The organism is Paenibacillus sp. OK003 (assembly GCF_900109515.1).
Classification (GTDB): Bacteria; Bacillota; Bacilli; order Paenibacillales; family Paenibacillaceae; genus Paenibacillus; species Paenibacillus marchantiae.
In genome coordinates, this window is record NZ_FOBD01000001.1 from 163,354 (window position 1) to 181,535 (window position 18,182).

Below are 18,182 nucleotides of genomic sequence, written 5' to 3' on the forward strand. Positions count from 1 at the left end.
ATGATGTTTTTTTGTTACTATCAAACAGTTGGAACCAAATGTCGATTTCAATTTCACGTTGAAATCTAGGCAATTATAGAGATGTAGGAGGGCCAACCGTGAAAAAAATTCAGCTGGGCAATGGCCTCAGAGTTGTCATGGAACAGATTCCGACCTGTCGTTCCGTGTCATTTGGAATATGGGTCAAGACAGGTTCTCGCAATGAGCAGCCTGCAAACAACGGAGTATCCCATTTTATTGAGCACATGCTGTTCAAGGGGACGGATCGTTATGATGCCAAGGCAATTGCGGAGCAGTTCGATGCCATTGGTGGTAACGTGAATGCGTTCACTTCGAAAGAATACACTTGTTATTACGCCAAAGTATTGGATGAACATCTGCCAATAGCTGTCGATGTGTTGTCCGATATGTTTTTCCGCTCTAAAATGGATGATGGTGAACTGCTCAAGGAGAAAAACGTCATTTTGGAAGAAATATCGATGTATGAGGATACACCGGATGACATGGTCCATGATCTTATGGCCTTGGCCGCCTATGGTGAGCATCCGCTCGCTTATCCGATTTTGGGTACCGAGGAGCGTCTCAAGGCGATGGACTCCAGCCATCTGCGTGTATATATGAAGGAGCACTACACGATTGAGAATACCGTTATTAGTATTGCAGGTAACATTGATGACAGTGTGATCGATTTGATGGAAAAGCATTTTGGTGCTTTTGATGTCAACGGTGTAGCTGAACAGGTCACGCTGCCTGCATTCCAGAGCGGACAGCTCTTTCACAAAAAGAAAACGGAACAAAATCATATCTGTATCTCGTTCCCGGGATGTAAGATTGGCGATCCGCTTCAATTCGCCATGGTCGTGCTGAATAATGCGATCGGCGGAGGTATGAGCTCCAGACTGTTCCAGGAAATTCGGGAGAAACGTGGTTTGGCTTATTCCGTTTATTCGTATCATAGTTCCCATGCGGATAGTGGACTCTTCACCATCTATGCAGGTACAGCGCCAAAACAGACGAAGGAAGTTCTGGATCTGACCAAAGAGGTCTTGCACGATCTGGCTGTAAATGGATTGTCTGAAGATGAGCTGCGCAAAGGAAAAGAACAGCTGAAAGGCAGTCTGATCCTCAGTTTGGAAAGCACGGGCAGTCGTATGAACCGTCTGGGCAAAAACGAGCTGATGCTGGGCAGACATCACACGCTGGACGAAATGATTGCCAAAATTGAAGAAGTAACGATGGAAGATGTCGATGCAGTACTGGACCTGATGTTTGCTGAGCCATTTGCGCTCGCTATGGTCGGTGCTTCGGATCGTACGATCGCTGGATTAAGAAGGGATGATTTTGTTGCATTACGTTCAAATTCAAAAGTTACCGGGCAATGAAGATATCAAGTTGCCTCAAAAAATGTCAGAGCTGGCTTCCGGCTTTGATGTAGTTGCGGCATTGCAGGAAGAGGTTGTATTGCAGCCGGGACAGCGCACGTTGATTCCTACGGGACTCGCGATGGCGATGCCAGCTGGATTGGAGGCACAGGTTCGCCCTCGCAGCGGGCTGGCTTTCAAACACGGAATTACTTGTCTGAACACACCGGGCACCATTGATGCCGATTATCGCGGTGAAGTTAAGGTCCTTTTGATTAATCTGGGTCAGGAGCCATTCACCATTGTACGTGGGGAACGTATCGCCCAAATCGTCTTTCAAACCGTTCCTGCTGTTGAATTAACAGAGGTAGCTGAACTGTCGGAAACTGTACGTGGAGAAGGCGGATTCGGTCATACCGGAAAATAAAGGCTCCGAAACTAAGCTGTAAATAGGAGCATCTTCTATATTAAGAGCATCACCGTTTAATTTACTGAGCATGTCTCGAAGAGTCGTCCCCGAGGGGCGGCTCTTTTTTCTTTTTTTAAACGTTAGAGCCGATGTTTCTTTGAACACTTCAATTTTATTGTTTCACCCCCCTGTGGGCCACTGCATACGATAAGGCATACATGTGGTGAAAGGAGTGACGTCCCGATGCTGACCGGTGTCCGGATTATAGTCCTGGGCGGAGATGCGCGGCAGCTTGAAGTCATTCAAAAATGCGCAGAGCTGGATGCTACGATAAGTGTGGTGGGCTTCGACAAGCTGGAGCGTTCCATTCCGGGTATCGAACAACAGGAAATGGAGGACGATGTATTTGCTTCGGCAGATGTGCTGGTGCTTCCTGTAGTTGGATGTGACGATGAAGGGAAAGTGAGCACTTCGTTCAGTGATACACCGCTTTTTTTGAAAAAAGAACATGTTGCGGCATTGCCGGAGCATTGTATTGTGTTCACGGGTATGGCGAAGCCTTTTTTACGTGAGTTGTGCCGTGAAAATGGCCTGCGGCTTGTTGAAGTACTCGATCGTGATGATATCGCGCTTTACAACTCTATTCCGACAGCCGAAGGCGCCATCGCTATGGCGATTCGGGAGACGGACTTCACAATCCACGGCTCGGAATGCATTGTGCTTGGCTTGGGTCGAACAGGGTTCACAATGGCCAAAACGCTTCAGGGACTTGGGGCAAATGTACGGGTGGGAATTAGGCGTGAAGAGGATGCTGCACGAGCAGCCATAATGGGCTGGAAGCCTTTCATGACAACGGATTTGGCCGCTCAAACCGGGGAAGTTGACTTGCTTTTTAATACGATACCGACTATGATAATCACAGCACAAATCCTGTCCAAAATGCCGCAAAAAGCAGTGATTATCGACCTCGCATCCGCTCCTGGCGGCTGTGATTTCAGGTATGCCGAAAAACGCGGTATCAAAGCGCTGCTTGCGCCTGGCCTCCCCGGCATTGTTGCTCCCAAAACGGCTGGCGGCATTATTGCCGACGTGTTAATCCGTTTGCTTTTGGAAGAACAAAACGCACGGGAGGTTGAACAATGAACTGGCAGGGAAAAACGGTAGGTTACGCAATTACAGGTTCTCATTGTACGTTTGAAGAGGTTATGCCGGTGATTAGCCGCTTTGTGGCCGAAGGTGCCAATGTTGTCCCGATTATTTCCAATTCGGTTCTGACTACGGATACACGCTTCGGGACCGCGCAAAATTGGCAAAAACAGTTGAAAGATATAACGGGGAATGATATCATTTCTACAATTGTTGAGGCAGAGCCGTTAGGTCCTTCCAAGCTGCTCGATGTGCTCGTCATTGCTCCATGCACAGGCAACACGACGAGTAAGCTCGCTAACGCGATGACGGACAGTCCGGTTTTAATGGCAGCCAAAGCCCAGATGAGAAATCAGCGTCCGTTGGTACTCGCTATTTCAACCAATGACGGGCTTGGGTTGAATGCTGCGAACATCGCCAAACTGCTGGTGGCCAAATATTTGTATTTCGTGCCATTTGGGCAGGATGATCCGGTGAAAAAACCGAACTCGTTAGTGGCCAAAATGGAGCTGATTCCGGAGGCATGCTGGAGCGCGCTTGAAGGCAAACAGTTACAGCCAATGATTGTGCAGCGTACTGCACAGGCTTGATAGTTTTTGGGTCCGCCGTAACATCAGTTTGTTTCAGACAGGGTTCTGCACAGACTTAGTTACGGGGGATAACGGTTATACGCTTGAAGAAATGAAGATGGTTCGAGAGACAAAGAAAATCATGGGGGACGTTATGCTGGCATAAACACAGCTACCTGTGTCCACGTTCCTTTTATTAAAAAGGAATTCCTGCTTGCAATGATTAGGTCAGGCAAGCGGGATCAGTGCACGGGAAACGTGTGCGTCATGATCTCGATAACAACCGCGGCCTTTATTCGGGATGGTTTCACACAATCTTTGATGAGGAGCGGCATGAAATGCCGTATAAAATGCTGAAATTATCGCATCGGAACGCTCCCTAGGGTGATCCATTTGTTGATTTGACCCGTGTCAGTCTTCTCGCGTACACAAATGGAGGAATAAAGATGCGCATCATGGTACAGAAATTCGGAGGTACGTCTCTCTCTACCGTTCAGGCGAGAGAGCATGTGCTCCGTCATGTTAAACGTGAACTTGAAGCAGGATTGAGTCTGGTCATTGTTGTGTCAGCGATGGGTCGCCGCGGCGAACCTTATGCGACGGATACGCTACTGGACTGGGCTGCACAGAACGGAAATGCACTCTCCGCACGCGAAAAGGATTTACTGCTGTGCTGTGGTGAAATTATTTCTGCGACGACTTTGAGCAGTCTACTCGAACATGAAGGCATTCCAACTACAGTGCTGACCGGTGCACAAGCAGGTTTTGTGACGGACGACAATTTCGGGAATGCCCGAATTTTGGATGTCCGTCCTGTTCGTGTGCTGGAGCAGCTACAGAGTGGGCGTGTTGTCATTGTTACAGGGTTCCAGGGGCAGACCGAGAATGGTGACTTTACGACCCTTGGTCGTGGAGGAAGTGATACGTCAGCCACAGCTCTTGGTGCAGCTTTACACGCTGAGATGGTGGACATATACACAGATGTAAATGGGATACTGACAGCAGATCCACGTATCGTGGAGGACGCTCGTCCGTTGACTGTTGTGAGTTATGCCGAGATATGTAATATGGCCCATCAAGGAGCCAAGGTAATTCATCCGCGTGCAGTCGAGATTGCAATGCAATCCCAGATTCCAGTGCGTGTACGGTCTACCTTTGCAGATAGTGAAGGGACGCTGGTAACGCATCCAGAAGGATTCCAGGATGTGCAGACAGGCATTGTCGACCGATATGTAACAGGGATTGCCTATGTAAGTAATGTTACGCAAATAACGGTGGAAGTGCCGGGCGGTGCAGATCGTTTGCAGCTAAAAGTGTTCAAAACGATGGCTGAAAATTCGATTAGCGTAGATTTTATTAATGTTACCCCCCTGGGAGTTGTCTATACCGTTTTCGATAGTGATTCCGAGAAAGCCATTCAGGTACTGCAGGAGATTGGTCTTAAACCGCAAAGTCTTTCCGGATGTGCCAAAGTTTCCGTCATCGGCGGAGGGATCAACGGAGTGCCAGGCATTATGGCACGGATCGTGGAATCCTTGACACTCGCGGACATCCAGATCCTACAATCTGCAGATTCCAATACAACGATTTGGGTACTTGTGAAAAAAGAAGATATGGTTCAAGCTCTGAGGGCGCTTCACGCCTCATTCGAACTTCACTTGTAGTACTTTGAAGTCAGCGGAGCCGGACCTGTTTTGAAGGAGGAATCGACTTGGACTTTGGAAGATTGATTACAGCAATGGTCACTCCGTTCAACGAACAGGGGGAGATCCATTGGGAGGAAACTGCACGTCTGATTGACTATTTGATTGCAGATCAAAAGTCAGAGACGCTCGTTATTTCAGGAACAACTGGAGAATCTCCCACGCTTAGCGACAAAGAAAAAGTAGAACTATTCGAATTCGCGGTAAAACATGCGGCTGGACGGTGCAAAATCATTGCTGGAACGGGTAGCAATAACACCGCTCATTCAATCCATCTGACTCAGGACGCTGAACGTGCTGGTGTAGATGGTGTTTTGCTGGTTGTTCCTTATTACAACAAACCAAGTCAAGAGGGAATGTTTAGACACTTTGAAGCGATCGCGAACGCGACGAAACTGCCGATTATGTTGTATAACGTTCCTGGACGTACAGCAGCCAGCCTTTCGGCTGCAACAACGCTTCGTTTGGCACAGATTCCTAACATTGTAGCTACGAAGGAATGTGTATCGTTGGAGCAAGTCACGCAGATTGCTGCGGGTGCACCGGGACATTTCAGAGTGTATTCCGGTGATGATGCTTCTGGCTTGCCTGCGATTGCTGTAGGTGCTCACGGGATCGTTAGCGTTGCTAGTCATGTGGTAGGCGCTGAGATGAAACAAATGATTGATGCCTACTTCGGTGGTGCGCCTGTACAGGCGGCTCAGATCCATCAGAAGCTGTTTCCGGTGTTCAAAGGTCTGTTCGAGTGTCCGCAGCCTTTACCAAACCCTGTAGCGGTGAAATACGCACTGACATTGCGCGGTCTGAACGTCGGATCTGTACGCCTACCGCTTATAGCTGCAACAGAGGATGAGCAAGGCTTTATTCGTACCTTGTTCAACTAGTAATCATACGATATTGAACTGATTTGTTAACTTATATAAACCCATAGAAATTGCAGAAGAACCGCTCCTCGTATAAGAGGAGGCGGTTCTTTTTTTTGATGATGATTGTTAGGTTTCTTTTCACAACTGGAGGCAAACGTAGAGGTTAACGAGAGAGTGACTTGTTTTTTTTGTTTTTAATCATGTATAATGATGTCAAGTGACTGGGTGCGGTATTTTTTTGAAATTGAAAGCGACATCGTTTATTGGTGTAGCTTTGTGGTGAAAAAGGAAGGAACGGCTAAGAAGGATCATTTCAAAATCCATCTTGTTGGTGAAGGGGAATAACTTCGAAGAACTTCTTCCAAATATCGTGAATAAAGGTGCTCTTTTGCATTCATCCCTATTTACGGGCATGGGTGTGATGGACTGCTTTTCTTAACTTACAATAAAATAATAAGGTACGACGTCCAACTACCATAGGAGGTTTAGATTCATTTGTCTAAGAAAAATAACAACGATAAACTGATGATTTTTGCTTTGGGCGGCGTAGGCGAGATTGGCAAAAATATGTACGTCATCCAATACGCGAACGACATTGTAGTCGTAGATGCTGGTCTTAAATTCCCGGAAGAAGATATGCTTGGAATCGACATTGTCATTCCTGACATCTCTTATCTAACTGAAAACCGTGACAAAGTAAGAGGTATTATTTTGACTCACGGACATGAGGATCATATCGGTGGTCTGCCATATGTTCTGAAACACTTGAATGTTCCGGTATACGGAACAAGGCTTACTCTCGGACTTGTGGAGAACAAGCTGAAAGAAGCCAATTTGCTGGGTGAAACAAAACGCATCCTGATTGATGCGGATTCCGAAATCCAACTCGGCTCTGTATTGAAAGCAACGTTCTTTGCTACTAACCATAGTATTCCGGATTCTGTCGGCGTATGTGTCGAAACACCGGAAGGCGCTGTTGTTCATACAGGTGACTTCAAATTTGACCACACTCCAGTCAATGGTCAATATGCAGATCTACAGCGTATGGCACAGATCGGAACCAATGGCGTACTTGCCCTCTTGTCCGATAGTACCAACGCAGAGAAACCTGGATTTACACCTTCGGAGAAAAATGTGGGTATCGTTCTGGAAGATATCTTCCGCAAAGCAAGCCAACGTGTCGTTGTAGCAACATTTGCTTCCAACGTACACCGGATTCAACAGGTTATCAATGCAGCTGAAGTAACTGGACGTAAAGTTGCAGTTATTGGACGCAGTATGGTAAATGTGGTGGGTATTGCTTCTGAACTGGGTTACCTTGAGATTCCAGACGGCATGATCATTGAGCCGGAGGAAGTGGGCAAAATGGCTGCTGACCGTGTAGTAATTCTCTGCACAGGTAGCCAAGGCGAGCCGATGTCAGCATTGACACGTATGGCTCGTTCCACGCATCGTAAGGTAGATATTTTGCCTGGGGATACAGTAATTATCGCGGCAACACCAGTTCCAGGTAATGAGAAATATGTAGGCCGTACGATTGACGAACTGTTCCGTCTGGGTGCCAACGTGCATTACAGCGGTGCAAACAGTGGCGTTCACGTATCTGGTCACGGTAGCCAGGAAGAGCTCAAGCTGATGCTTAACCTGATGAAACCGAAATATTTCCTGCCGATTCACGGAGAATTCCGTATGCAGCGCCGCCACGCGGTACTGGCTGAATCTGTAGGTATTGATCCGGACAACATCTTCATTACGGATATCGGTGAAGTGGTAGAAATTCAAGGCGGAGCAGCACGCAAGGCAGGTAAAGTTACTGCAGGTAACGTGTTGATCGACGGTTTGGGTGTAGGCGATGTAGGTAACATCGTATTGCGTGACCGTAAATTGCTGTCACAGGATGGCATTCTGGTTGTCGTGGTAACACTGAGTAAACAGGATGGCAAAATTGTTTCCGGTCCGGACATTATCTCTCGTGGATTTGTCTATGTACGCGAATCGGAAGGACTGCTTGATGAAGCCAATCGCATCGTCAGCAGCACATTGCAGAAGTTGATGAGTGAGAACGTTAACGAATGGGCTTCACTCAAAACGAATGTTAAAGATGCTCTCGGACGCTTCTTGTATGAGCAAACTCGTCGTAGACCGATGATTTTGCCAATCATTATGGAAGTTTAAAATAAATCAAACAAAAACATAATTTCAGGCACACAGTCGCCCCTTCTCTACGAGTAATATTGGACGGTTCCTCGTAGAGAAGGGGCTTTTTTTGTTGTTTTCTGGCCGAACACCAGATTATGGAGAAATTGATGAGTGATCGGGTATAAGTCAGCTGGAACATTCCCCATACTAAGGAAATACATTACATGTTTCTGGAGAAGGGGAGTAATCGAATGAGCGAATATATGAAAAACAAACAAACACCGAAATCGGAACAACCGAGTACCGAGGCACCGGAATTACCTGCACAAGAGGAAAAGGCCATGTCACCTGTAACAGAGGCTATTCAGCAATTTGGGCAGACACAGTCACCGGCAGCTGAATCGAACATTTTCTGTATGACCATTATCGGCCAGGTGGAAGGGCATTTAATTTTACCACCGCAAAACAAAACAACAAAGTATGAGCACATCATTCCGCAGCTGGTTGCAGCAGAACAGAACCAGCGAATCGAAGGCATTTTGATCATTTTAAACACGGTAGGAGGCGATGTGGAGGCGGGCTTGGCTATTGCCGAAATGATTGCTTCACTCAGCAAACCTACGGTTACCGTCGTCATTGGAGGCGGGCACAGCATCGGGGTTCCGATCGCGGTTGCCTCAACCTATTCATTGATCGCGGGTAGTGCAACAATGACCATTCATCCGATCCGTATGAACGGACTCGTAATAGGCGTGCCTCAGACGTTTGAGTACATGGAGAAGATGCAGGAACGTGTCGTACGATTTGTTACGTCGCACTCGAATATCACTGAAGAAATGTTCAAGGAACTGATGTTTAAGACCGGTGAACTCAACCGCGATATCGGAACAGCTGTCGGTAGCGCAGATGCGGTCAAATACGGATTGATGGATGCCGTAGGCGGGATCGGCCAGGCCATCGCCCAGTTGAATCAGCTCATAGGAGACAAAAGACAGACGCTTCAGGCAGGGGGTTATACCCAATGACACTCTACACAGTGATGCCGCCTGAACTGCTGTGGTCAGGGATGTGGAATGAGGGAGAAGACACCCGGGAGATCAAGATGAACGGATTATTGATGCAGGTCAGACCTGTTAATGAACATGAGGCAGTCATTGTACGTTTACTTGAATGCCCCTTGGAAGCTTATCTGAATCCCGCCAATATGCCCGGAGCTATCGTTCCACTTTCGGGTAACCCGGGACCAACATAACGCGACGAAATAAGACAAATTGAGCAGAAAAAGAACATATGTACGGATTATATTTGTATGGTATAATATTCTTCTGGGGGTGACCTGATTTTGGCCAGAAGAAAAAAGAGGAAAAAAAAGGCCGCAGCATTTAGCGGCGTTTTAAAATATGAAATTTACGGCATTGTGCTTATTACCCTTGCCGTCATTGCTTTGTCGGGTGAAGCAACCGTAGGACGCTCGCTATCCAAGATGTTTGGATTGATGCTTGGCAAGTTCTATTTTGCGATTCCGCTTATAGGGATTTATTATGGCTTAATGGTGATGATTCATAGGAAATGGCCAAGCGGCTGGACAACGCGCAAGACAGGGCTCGTATTGCTGGTGTTTGCTTTAACCCTGATGAGTACCGTCTCTGCCATGCACCAGAAGCTTATACCGGTTGGGGCCCTTGAGCCAGGTGCTGTACTTACACAGATACATAATGATATGCAAACCGAGCTGCTCACGCCTGCTGCGCCAGGCGAACGGGATTCGATGCTCAATAAGGACATTAGCGGCGGTTATATTGGAGCGGCGCAGTTTGCTTTGTTCTTGTGGTTGTTTGGCAGCTTGGGAGCACGATTGATTATGATCGTGATGTTCGTTATCAGTTTCATGCTCATTACCAGTCTTTCTTATGTCGATCTGATTCGCATTTTCAGAACCAAGATATGGGATGCAGGAAGTGCAATGTACAAAAAGCTGGAGGCTAGACCGGCAGCGCGGGCCGTTTCAAGCTCGGCGGGCAAGAAAAAGGGGAATGTCCGTAAAGTAGTGCCTGTTCCAGTGGATGACGAGGAAGATGATGACGACGATGATATGCAGGATCAGCAACTCCCGAAAAGGAAATCCCCGATATTTTTCCAACTTTTTGGAAAATGGGGCTCTGATCGGGAACGAACGAAGGCTGAACGTGGATTGGGTGAGGATGATTCTTTAGACACGGAACATGTCGTCTACCGAGCTGAGCAGGAAACTCCAGCGGATGCATGGCATGACGAGCCAATCATCGCATCCGATGTAATGGCTCCCGCCGCAGTTCCTATGCAATCAAGACCTAATTCGGCTCCTATCATCCGTGACTTCTTTGAACATGTCAGATCAGAGGATGCAAGTAAAGATGATGATCTGGATGATGCGTATCCTTTCCCAGATGATTTAACGGATAACATGCAGGGAGAAGAGCCTCCAATCAAGATCTCAGATGAACTTGTGGATAACATGGAGTTGCCTGGAGCGACGGATGCTGGAACAGTTGTTATGGATGCTGTTGAGGGTAGTTCAGACGTTGATTCTACGTTGAGCAATGGGGCTCAAGGTACGGATGCGTCGGATACGCAGGGGCAGGAAGCACAGCCTGTTAAGCCGCCTCCACCACCTCCGAAACCTTATAAACTTCCGTCATTCAGGCTTCTTTCCAAGCCGAACAATGGAGGTAAGGGTGGCGACCAAAAGGATTATATGCAGACTGCACGCAAGCTGGAAGCAACGCTGGAAAGCTTCGGTGTTCGTGCCAAAGTACTTGAAGTAGTCAGAGGACCTGCTGTTACACGATATGAGATCCAACCGGATATTGGTGTAAAGGTCAGCCGAATTGTAAGTCTGACAGACGATATTGCATTAGCCTTGGCGGCAAAGGATATCCGAATGGAAGCACCAATTCCCGGCAAATCCGCTATCGGTATTGAGGTGCCTAATGGAGAGGTATCCGTAGTAACAATGCGGGAGGTTATGGAAACAGCCACATTCCAGGAAGCTGAATCCAAAGTGACCATTGCATTTGGACGAGATATCTCTGGACAGACGATCATCGGTAATCTGGCTCGTATGCCCCATTTGCTGGTGGCTGGTGCGACGGGTTCAGGTAAATCCGTATGTATCAATGGTATTATTACGAGCATCCTGTACAAAGCGAAGCCGGATGAAGTGAAATTTTTGATGGTCGATCCCAAAATGGTCGAGCTAAACGTATATAACGGAATTCCGCATCTGATGGCGCCAGTCGTAACGGATCCTAAAAGGGCTTCACTTGCTCTCAAAAAGATCGTTGTTGAGATGGAGAAAAGGTATGAGTTGTTCTCCAAATCGGGTACACGTAACGTTGAAGGCTACAACAATCTGATGAAAGACAATCCAGCGGCGGTTCTGCCTTATATCGTTGTTATCGTGGACGAGCTGGCTGACCTTATGATGGTTGCCGCAGGTGACGTGGAAGACGCGATTGCTCGATTGGCTCAGATGGCGCGTGCAGCCGGTATCCATCTGATCATTGCTACACAGCGCCCTTCTGTGGATGTTATCACTGGTGTAATCAAAGCCAACATTCCTTCCCGGATTGCCTTCGGTGTATCCTCTCAAGTGGATTCCCGAACGATTCTGGATATGGGTGGGGCCGAGAAGTTGTTGGGTCGGGGAGATATGCTGTTCATGCCGATGGGAGCTTCGAAGCCGGTTCGTGTACAAGGTGCTTTCATGAGTGATGAGGAAGTTGAAAATATCGTGAATTACGTGCGTGGTCAAGGTGAAGCGCAGTATGACGAATCCCTTGTGCCTGAGGTGGATGATTCCGTTCAGGCAGCAGATGAAGTGCAGGATGAGTTATATGAACAGGCGGTGCAGATAATTTTGGAGGCGAAGCAAGCCTCGGTTTCTCTGCTTCAACGCCGAATGCGAGTTGGATATACCCGTGCAGCACGTTTGATTGATTCCATGGAAGCCCGAGGCGTAATTGGTCCTTACGAGGGTAGTAAACCACGGGAAGTACTGATTTCACTGGAGCAGTATCAACAGAATAAAATAAGCTCGTAATACACAGCACGAGCAAACGATTTAAGCCCTTAACCTTATTGGTTGAGGGCTTTTGGCATGCCATTTGACTGAAGATTTGCCATGATGTCCAATGATCGGAGGATTTGGTGCATAGGAACGAAGTATGCTTGTCATAATAACCTTAGCGATTCTGTTAATCCCACAAGAGAAAGGTAGAGCACAGTCGATGCGAAAAATGAACATATGGCTTTTCACTGCTATTTTGCTGATGTCCGCATTGGGAATTCGTTATTTGCTTCCTGGGAATACAGCAACCGATAGTCCAAATCCGAGTACCCCGCAGGTCGAAGAGAAGTCCTTACCCACCTTTAGCACCAATGCTGTGAAATATGGAAGTTACGGTCAGGATGTATACGAGCTTCAAGGCCGGCTGAAGTATTTGGGATTTTACAATGGTAAAATTGACAGTAATTTCGGCAGCACCACATTGAAATCGGTAAAATGGTTTCAATCGGAATTCGGCATGAAGGCAGATGGTGTAGTTGGAGCCAAAACCAAGCTGAAACTTTATAATGCTTCAAAACAATGGTCGCCAACAGAAACGCCGCTGCATAAGGATCAAACCTCAGGAGATAGTGGCAACAATACTGCGGATAAAGAGCAGGACAATATGGGCTCAGCCAATTCCATGGGGTTGTCGGAGAACGAAATCAAAATTATGGCTAACGCCGTATATGGTGAATCTCGAGGAGAGCCATTTGAAGGTCAAGTGGCAGTAGCGGCAGTTATTCTGAATCGCGTTAAATCGCCGAGTTTCCCGAACACACCGTCAGGCGTAATTTTCCAGCCGGGTGCGTTTACCGCCGTTGCAGACGGCCAGATTTATCTGGAACCGAACGCACAAGCTAAAAAAGCAGTTGAACAGGCGATGAATGGTTGGGACCCATCCGGTGGATGCCTCTATTATTTTAATCCGAAGACTGCTACATCCAAATGGATCTGGACACGTCCTCAGGTGAAAACAATCGGGCAGCATATATTCTGTATGTGATGATCTTGGAAGCAACCAGAAGGCGTGACTTCGGTTGCTTCTTGCCTTTTAAATGGGTTAAAATGGTTGTTACGTTTAAGCTTCACTTATTGCACGATAAATGACGCCGTAAAGGGGTTTTGACATTTGAATACATCAGGATTTGAACGAGGAAGCCGGAAAGAATTCCGCATACATGTTCTTCCTACGAAACGTTTTAAGACATTTGCGATCTCTCTTTACGCTGGGGTTCCCCTGCAAGAAGATACGGTTACCAAAGTAGCCTTAACACCTTTCGTGCTTCGGCGCGGGACCGAATCCTATCCGGAAACAACGCAATTTCGTGAACAGTTGGAACATTTGTATGGAGCGGGTTTTGGCTTTGATGTCTATAAACGTGGCGATTACCAGATCGTACAGTTCCGTATGGACACCATTAATGATTCCTTTGTTGGCGGGGACGAGCAGCTGTTGGATCGTTCTTTTGCTTTTCTGGGTGAGGTGCTTACACGCCCTGCACAGGAGGATGGACATTTCCGAACCTCTTATGTACAAGCCGAGCGGGAGACTGTTCGCAAAATGCTGGAGTCCATCGTCAATGACAAAATGCGATATGCTGCGGAACGCAGTATTGAGGAGATGTGTAAAAACGAACCTTACCGCTTGCACCCGCTTGGTGAGCGAAAGGATTTGCCGGGCATTGATCCAGATACATTGACAGCTTCGTATCAGGAATGGTTACAGCAGGCAAGTATGGACTTGTATGTGGTGGGCGACACCACGCTGGAAGAGGTAGAGAACCTGGTGCAGCGTTATTTCAATGTAGAACGTGCGACCTCTTCCGACTATCACACACAGGAAGCTATTCGTGGAGATAAAGAAGTGGAAACCGTTGTAGAACGGCTTAATGTTAATCAGGGTAAGCTCAATATGGGTCTTCGCACGTCAATTACTTATGGTGACCCGCAGTATGCAGCAGCTTTGATGTATAACGGCATTCTCGGAGGATATCCTCATTCCAAACTGTTCGTTAATGTTCGTGAAAAAGAAAGTCTGGCGTACTATGCCTCTTCCCGTTATGACGGACATAAGGGTATTGCAACGATCCAATCCGGGATTGAAATTCCCAATTATGAAAAAGCCGTCATGATTATCAAGCAGCAGCTGGATGAAATGAAGAACGGGAATATCACTGACCTGGAGATGTCCCAGACCAAGGCGATGATTCGTAATTTGCTCAAGGAAATGCAGGATTCTGCATTTGAGCTGATTGCTTATGATTTCAATCGACAGTTATCCGGCAAAGAGCGGACGGCCGAGGAACTTCTGGCCCAGGTAGAACAGATCAGCAAAGAAAATGTTCGTGAAGCGGCAGAGAAATTCCGTCTGGATACGATTTATTTCTTGCGTGATGAGAAGGGGGAATAGTCGGTGGAGAGCATAACATACGATCGTTTGCAGGAAACGCTGTATCACGAAGTGATGGATAACGGGCTGCATGTTTATATTTTGCCTAAACCGGGTTTCCAAAAAATTTATGCCACGTTTGCAACCAAATACGGTTCGGTCGACAATCATTTTAAGGTTGAAGGACAGGAAGAAGTAAAGGTTCCGGACGGTATTGCTCATTTTCTGGAACACAAAATGTTTGAAGAACCGACAGGTGATATTTTTGCCACATTTGCTTCTCATGGAGCTTCTGCCAATGCTTTTACCAGTTTCGATCAGACCGTTTATTTGTTTTCGGCGACGGAACATTTCAATGAAAATATACAAACATTAGTTGATTTTGTGCAAAATCCTTACTTCACCGATCAGAATGTAGAAAAGGAAAAAGGGATCATCGCACAGGAAATTAATATGTATGCGGATAATCCGGATTGGCGCGTTTATTTTGGCTTAATTGAGGCGATGTATCAGAAACATCCCGTGCATATTGATATCGCTGGAACCGTTGAATCCATTGGCACCATAACCAAAGAAACGTTGTACACATGCTACAACTCTTTTTATCATCCAAGCAACATGCTTCTGTTTGTCGTGGGTGGTGTAGACCCACAGGAAGTGATCGATATGGTTCGTTCGAACCAGGCGAAGAAAAATTATAAGCCTCAAGGGCAAATCGAGCGGATATTTGAACCGGAACCTGAGCAAGTGGGGGAAGCCAGACGTGAATCCAAATTGGCCGTTTCCCTGCCCAAATGTTTGTTCGGTTTTAAGGAAACCGATGTGGGACTTACTGGGGAAGACCTGCTGCGCCGGGATATGACAACCAAACTAATGATGGATCTGTTATTTGGTTCCAGTACCCCGCTATTTCAAAAATTGTATGATGAAGACCTGATCTCGGACAGCTTTGGACATGAATATAACAGTTCGCCGCAATATGCCTTTTCTGCTATTGGCGGGGACACCAAAGACCCGGATCAACTGCTTGCCCGCATCCGTGAAGAAGTCGATGCTATTGTGGAAAAAGGATTCGATGCAATCGACTTTGAGCGTGCACGCAAAAAGAAAATAGGTGGATATTTGCGTATGCTCAATTCACCAGAAAACATTGCAAATGAATTCACGCGGCAGCAATTCCGTGGTGGTGATTTTTTCAACATGCTCCCGTTGTATGAATCGCTTACACTGGAAGAGGTAAACCGCAGATTGAAAGAGCATATTCGTTGGGATCAACTGGCGATATCGCTTGTCGTGAGTCCTTAATATGGAGAGGGGAACAGGACAATTGAAGTCAATTGGAGAAATGACGGTACTAGTAACAGGCGCGAGTGGAGGCATTGGAGCAGCCATCGCGGAGCGTTTTGCCAAGGTGGGCATGAATGTAGTGATTCACTATATGAAATCGCATGAAGCAGCTAATGAAGCGGCGAGAAGATGCATGGAACAAGGCAGTGGTAAGGTCATGACGGTTTCTGCTGATCTTCGCAGTCGGGAACAAATTGAACGTATGCGTGAAAAGCTGGAATCACATGGACTGATGCCGGATATTCTGGTGAATAATGCAGGGATATCTCATTATGGAATGCTGTCTGATGTTACGGAAGAAATCTGGGATGAAGTGATGGCGATCAACCTGAAAGGCATGTTCTTGTGTACCCAGGAAATGATGCCTCACATGATCTCGCAAAGATACGGTCGAATTATTAACGTGTCGTCTATCTGGGGAATTTCCGGTGCCTCGTGTGAGGTGTTGTATTCTACAACCAAAGGCGGTGTAAATGCATTCACCAAAGCTCTTGCCAAAGAGCTGGCTCCATCTGGCGTAACGGTGAACGCTGTAGCTCCGGGTGCAGTTCAAACATCCATGTTGAATCATCTGGATCAGGATGAACTAAAAATGCTGGAAGAGGAAATTCCGGCAGGAAGACTTGCCCAGCCAGATGAAATTTCATCACTGGTTTACTTCCTTGCCCTTCCAGAGTCCGGCTACATTAATGGGCAGATTATAAGTCCAAATGGTGGCTGGCTCACGTAATATATGGGGTGTGAATTCAATTTTGATTTCACTTCGAGGTAGTATCTTCATGGAATTAAATGATTCGAAAATGATCTTCGATTAATTCAAAAATGCTCGTATATAAAATGCTTGGGAAGCACATATTACAACTGTTGATTTTAAATCTCATGCGTCAAGCAAAGGAGGATTTATCATGTCAACAGAAAAAACGGTGCTCACGAGTTTTGACACTTGGAAGAAGTTTTTGGGTGACCGCGTACAGCAAGCAGAGAAGATGGGGATGAACGAAGAAACCATCAACAAACTTGCGTATGAAATCGGTGACTTCCTGGATGAGAAAGTAGATCCGGCGAACCCTTCCAACCGGGCATTGAAAGAACTATGGGAAGTCGGCGACGAGGATGAACGTCGTACGATTGCGTGCCTGATGGTCAAATTGGCCAAACAAAACGCATAAGAATACCGATGGAAAGCTCCCGAAAGGGGGCTTTTCTCTAATGATTACACATTGATTACAGACCTGTTCTTGTAATTCATTTTCTTTTTATATATCATTAACGTGACCCATTTTTAGAAGATATCTCAGATTGTCGTCCAATGGACGCGTTCTGTTACTGTCGAATAATGTGGAATAATGCTTTACGGGGTGTTTAAATGGAATCTAAACAATGGTATATGGAGTATAAAATACATAAGAACAGACCTGGCCTGTTAGGGGATATTGCCTCTATGCTGGGGATGCTTGAAGTAAATATATTGACCATCAACGGTGTTGAAGGCAAAACCAGGGGGATGCTGCTGGAATCGGACGATGACGAGAAGATCCGTCTGCTGGGTGAAATGCTTGGCAAAGTGAACAGTATAACTGTGTCTGCTCTGCGTCAACCGAAACTGGTTGATATTCTGGCTGTGCGTCATGGTCGCTATATTGATCGTGATTCGGATGATCGCAAGACATTTCGTTTTACGCGGGATGAACTTGGGTTACTTGTGGACTTTTTGGGTGAAGTATTCAAGAGGGAAGGCAATCAAGTCATTGGCTTGCGCGGAATGCCGCGTGTAGGTAAGACGGAATCCATTATTGCAGGCAGCGTATGTGCGATGAAGCGATGGACGTTTGTTTCCTCCACACTTCTGCGTCAGACCATAAGAAGCCAGATGTCCGAGGACGAATTGAATCCAAACAATGTGTTTATCATTGACGGAATTGTCAGTACGATTCGTTCAAGCGAACGGCATTATAATCTGTTACAGGACATTATGACGATGCCAAGCACCAAGGTTATTGAACATCCGGATATTTTTGTGCAGGAGTCGGAATATGATTTTAACGATTTTGACATTATTATTGAACTGCGCAACAATCCGAATGAAGAAATTATTTATGATACGTTTACGGCCAGCTACACCGACGAACTGTAACGCTCCGTACGGGATCATGAAATAGATAA

16 protein-coding genes are annotated in these 18,182 nt (G+C 46.6%); all 16 read left to right on the top strand.

Features of this window, described 5'->3' with window-relative positions; genetic code table 11:
* The first annotated feature begins 98 nt into the window (after window positions 1–98).
* The 16 genes from BMW94_RS00740 to BMW94_RS00815 all read left to right on the top strand — a co-directional run bounded on the left by BMW94_RS00740 (window position 99) and on the right by BMW94_RS00815 (window position 18,153).
* Complete coding sequence (locus BMW94_RS00740) at window positions 99–1,382, top strand: M16 family metallopeptidase (RefSeq protein WP_090993539.1); 1,284 nt, start codon at window positions 99–101, stop codon at window positions 1,380–1,382.
* Entirely contained in the window at window positions 1,342–1,788 is a 447-nt protein-coding gene (gene dut / locus BMW94_RS00745) for a dUTP diphosphatase (protein WP_170867769.1), read from the top strand. Before BMW94_RS00740 ends, dut begins: the two co-directional genes overlap by 41 nt.
* A gap of 225 nt (window positions 1,789–2,013) precedes the next feature.
* Window positions 2,014–2,913, top strand: a complete 900-nt coding sequence (gene dpsA, locus BMW94_RS00750; protein WP_090993541.1) for a dipicolinate synthase subunit DpsA — start codon at window positions 2,014–2,016, stop codon at window positions 2,911–2,913.
* Entirely contained in the window at window positions 2,910–3,506 is a 597-nt protein-coding gene (locus BMW94_RS00755) for a dipicolinate synthase subunit B (protein ID WP_090993543.1), read from the top strand. The genes dpsA and BMW94_RS00755 overlap by 4 nt, the downstream gene beginning before the upstream one ends.
* A 425-nt stretch (window positions 3,507–3,931) precedes the next feature.
* Window positions 3,932–5,149, top strand: coding sequence for an aspartate kinase (gene dapG, locus BMW94_RS00760; RefSeq protein WP_063566369.1), 1,218 nt, complete (start codon window positions 3,932–3,934; stop codon window positions 5,147–5,149).
* 47 nt (window positions 5,150–5,196) lie between these two features.
* Complete coding sequence (dapA, locus tag BMW94_RS00765) at window positions 5,197–6,072, top strand: 4-hydroxy-tetrahydrodipicolinate synthase (protein WP_090993545.1); 876 nt, start codon at window positions 5,197–5,199, stop codon at window positions 6,070–6,072.
* A 477-nt stretch (window positions 6,073–6,549) separates the two neighbouring features.
* Complete coding sequence (locus tag BMW94_RS00770; RefSeq protein WP_024630273.1) at window positions 6,550–8,229, top strand: ribonuclease J; 1,680 nt, start codon at window positions 6,550–6,552, stop codon at window positions 8,227–8,229.
* A gap of 215 nt (window positions 8,230–8,444) precedes the next feature.
* Window positions 8,445–9,218 carry a ClpP family protease gene (locus tag BMW94_RS00775; protein WP_302847969.1) on the top strand — a complete coding sequence of 258 codons (774 nt, stop codon included), beginning with the start codon at window positions 8,445–8,447 and terminating at the stop codon, window positions 9,216–9,218.
* On the top strand, window positions 9,215–9,445 hold the full coding sequence (locus BMW94_RS00780) for a YlzJ-like family protein (RefSeq protein WP_090993547.1): 231 nt from the start codon (window positions 9,215–9,217) through the stop codon (window positions 9,443–9,445). The genes BMW94_RS00775 and BMW94_RS00780 overlap by 4 nt, the downstream gene beginning before the upstream one ends.
* Before the next feature lie 90 nt (window positions 9,446–9,535).
* Window positions 9,536–12,274, top strand: coding sequence for an FtsK/SpoIIIE family DNA translocase (locus BMW94_RS00785; RefSeq protein ID WP_090993549.1), 2,739 nt, complete (start codon window positions 9,536–9,538; stop codon window positions 12,272–12,274).
* Window positions 12,275–12,461: 187 nt separating this feature from the next.
* The gene (gene sleB, locus BMW94_RS00790) at window positions 12,462–13,286 is read left to right on the top strand and encodes a spore cortex-lytic enzyme (protein WP_090993551.1); all 825 of its coding nucleotides are present in this window, start codon (window positions 12,462–12,464) and stop codon (window positions 13,284–13,286) included.
* A gap of 126 nt (window positions 13,287–13,412) precedes the next feature.
* The gene (locus tag BMW94_RS00795) at window positions 13,413–14,693 is read left to right on the top strand and encodes an EF-P 5-aminopentanol modification-associated protein YfmF (protein ID WP_090993553.1); all 1,281 of its coding nucleotides are present in this window, start codon (window positions 13,413–13,415) and stop codon (window positions 14,691–14,693) included.
* 3 nt (window positions 14,694–14,696) lie between these two features.
* On the top strand, window positions 14,697–15,977 hold the full coding sequence (locus BMW94_RS00800; protein ID WP_090993555.1) for an EF-P 5-aminopentanol modification-associated protein YfmH: 1,281 nt from the start codon (window positions 14,697–14,699) through the stop codon (window positions 15,975–15,977).
* 1 nt (window position 15,978) lies between these two features.
* Entirely contained in the window at window positions 15,979–16,749 is a 771-nt protein-coding gene (gene fabG, locus BMW94_RS00805; RefSeq protein WP_090993557.1) for an elongation factor P 5-aminopentanone reductase, read from the top strand.
* Window positions 16,750–16,924: 175 nt separating this feature from the next.
* Window positions 16,925–17,188, top strand: coding sequence for a DUF3243 domain-containing protein (locus BMW94_RS00810; RefSeq protein WP_063566361.1), 264 nt, complete (start codon window positions 16,925–16,927; stop codon window positions 17,186–17,188).
* A gap of 197 nt (window positions 17,189–17,385) precedes the next feature.
* Complete coding sequence (locus BMW94_RS00815; RefSeq protein WP_024630282.1) at window positions 17,386–18,153, top strand: DUF3388 domain-containing protein; 768 nt, start codon at window positions 17,386–17,388, stop codon at window positions 18,151–18,153.
* Window positions 18,154–18,182: the final 29 nt, after the last annotated feature.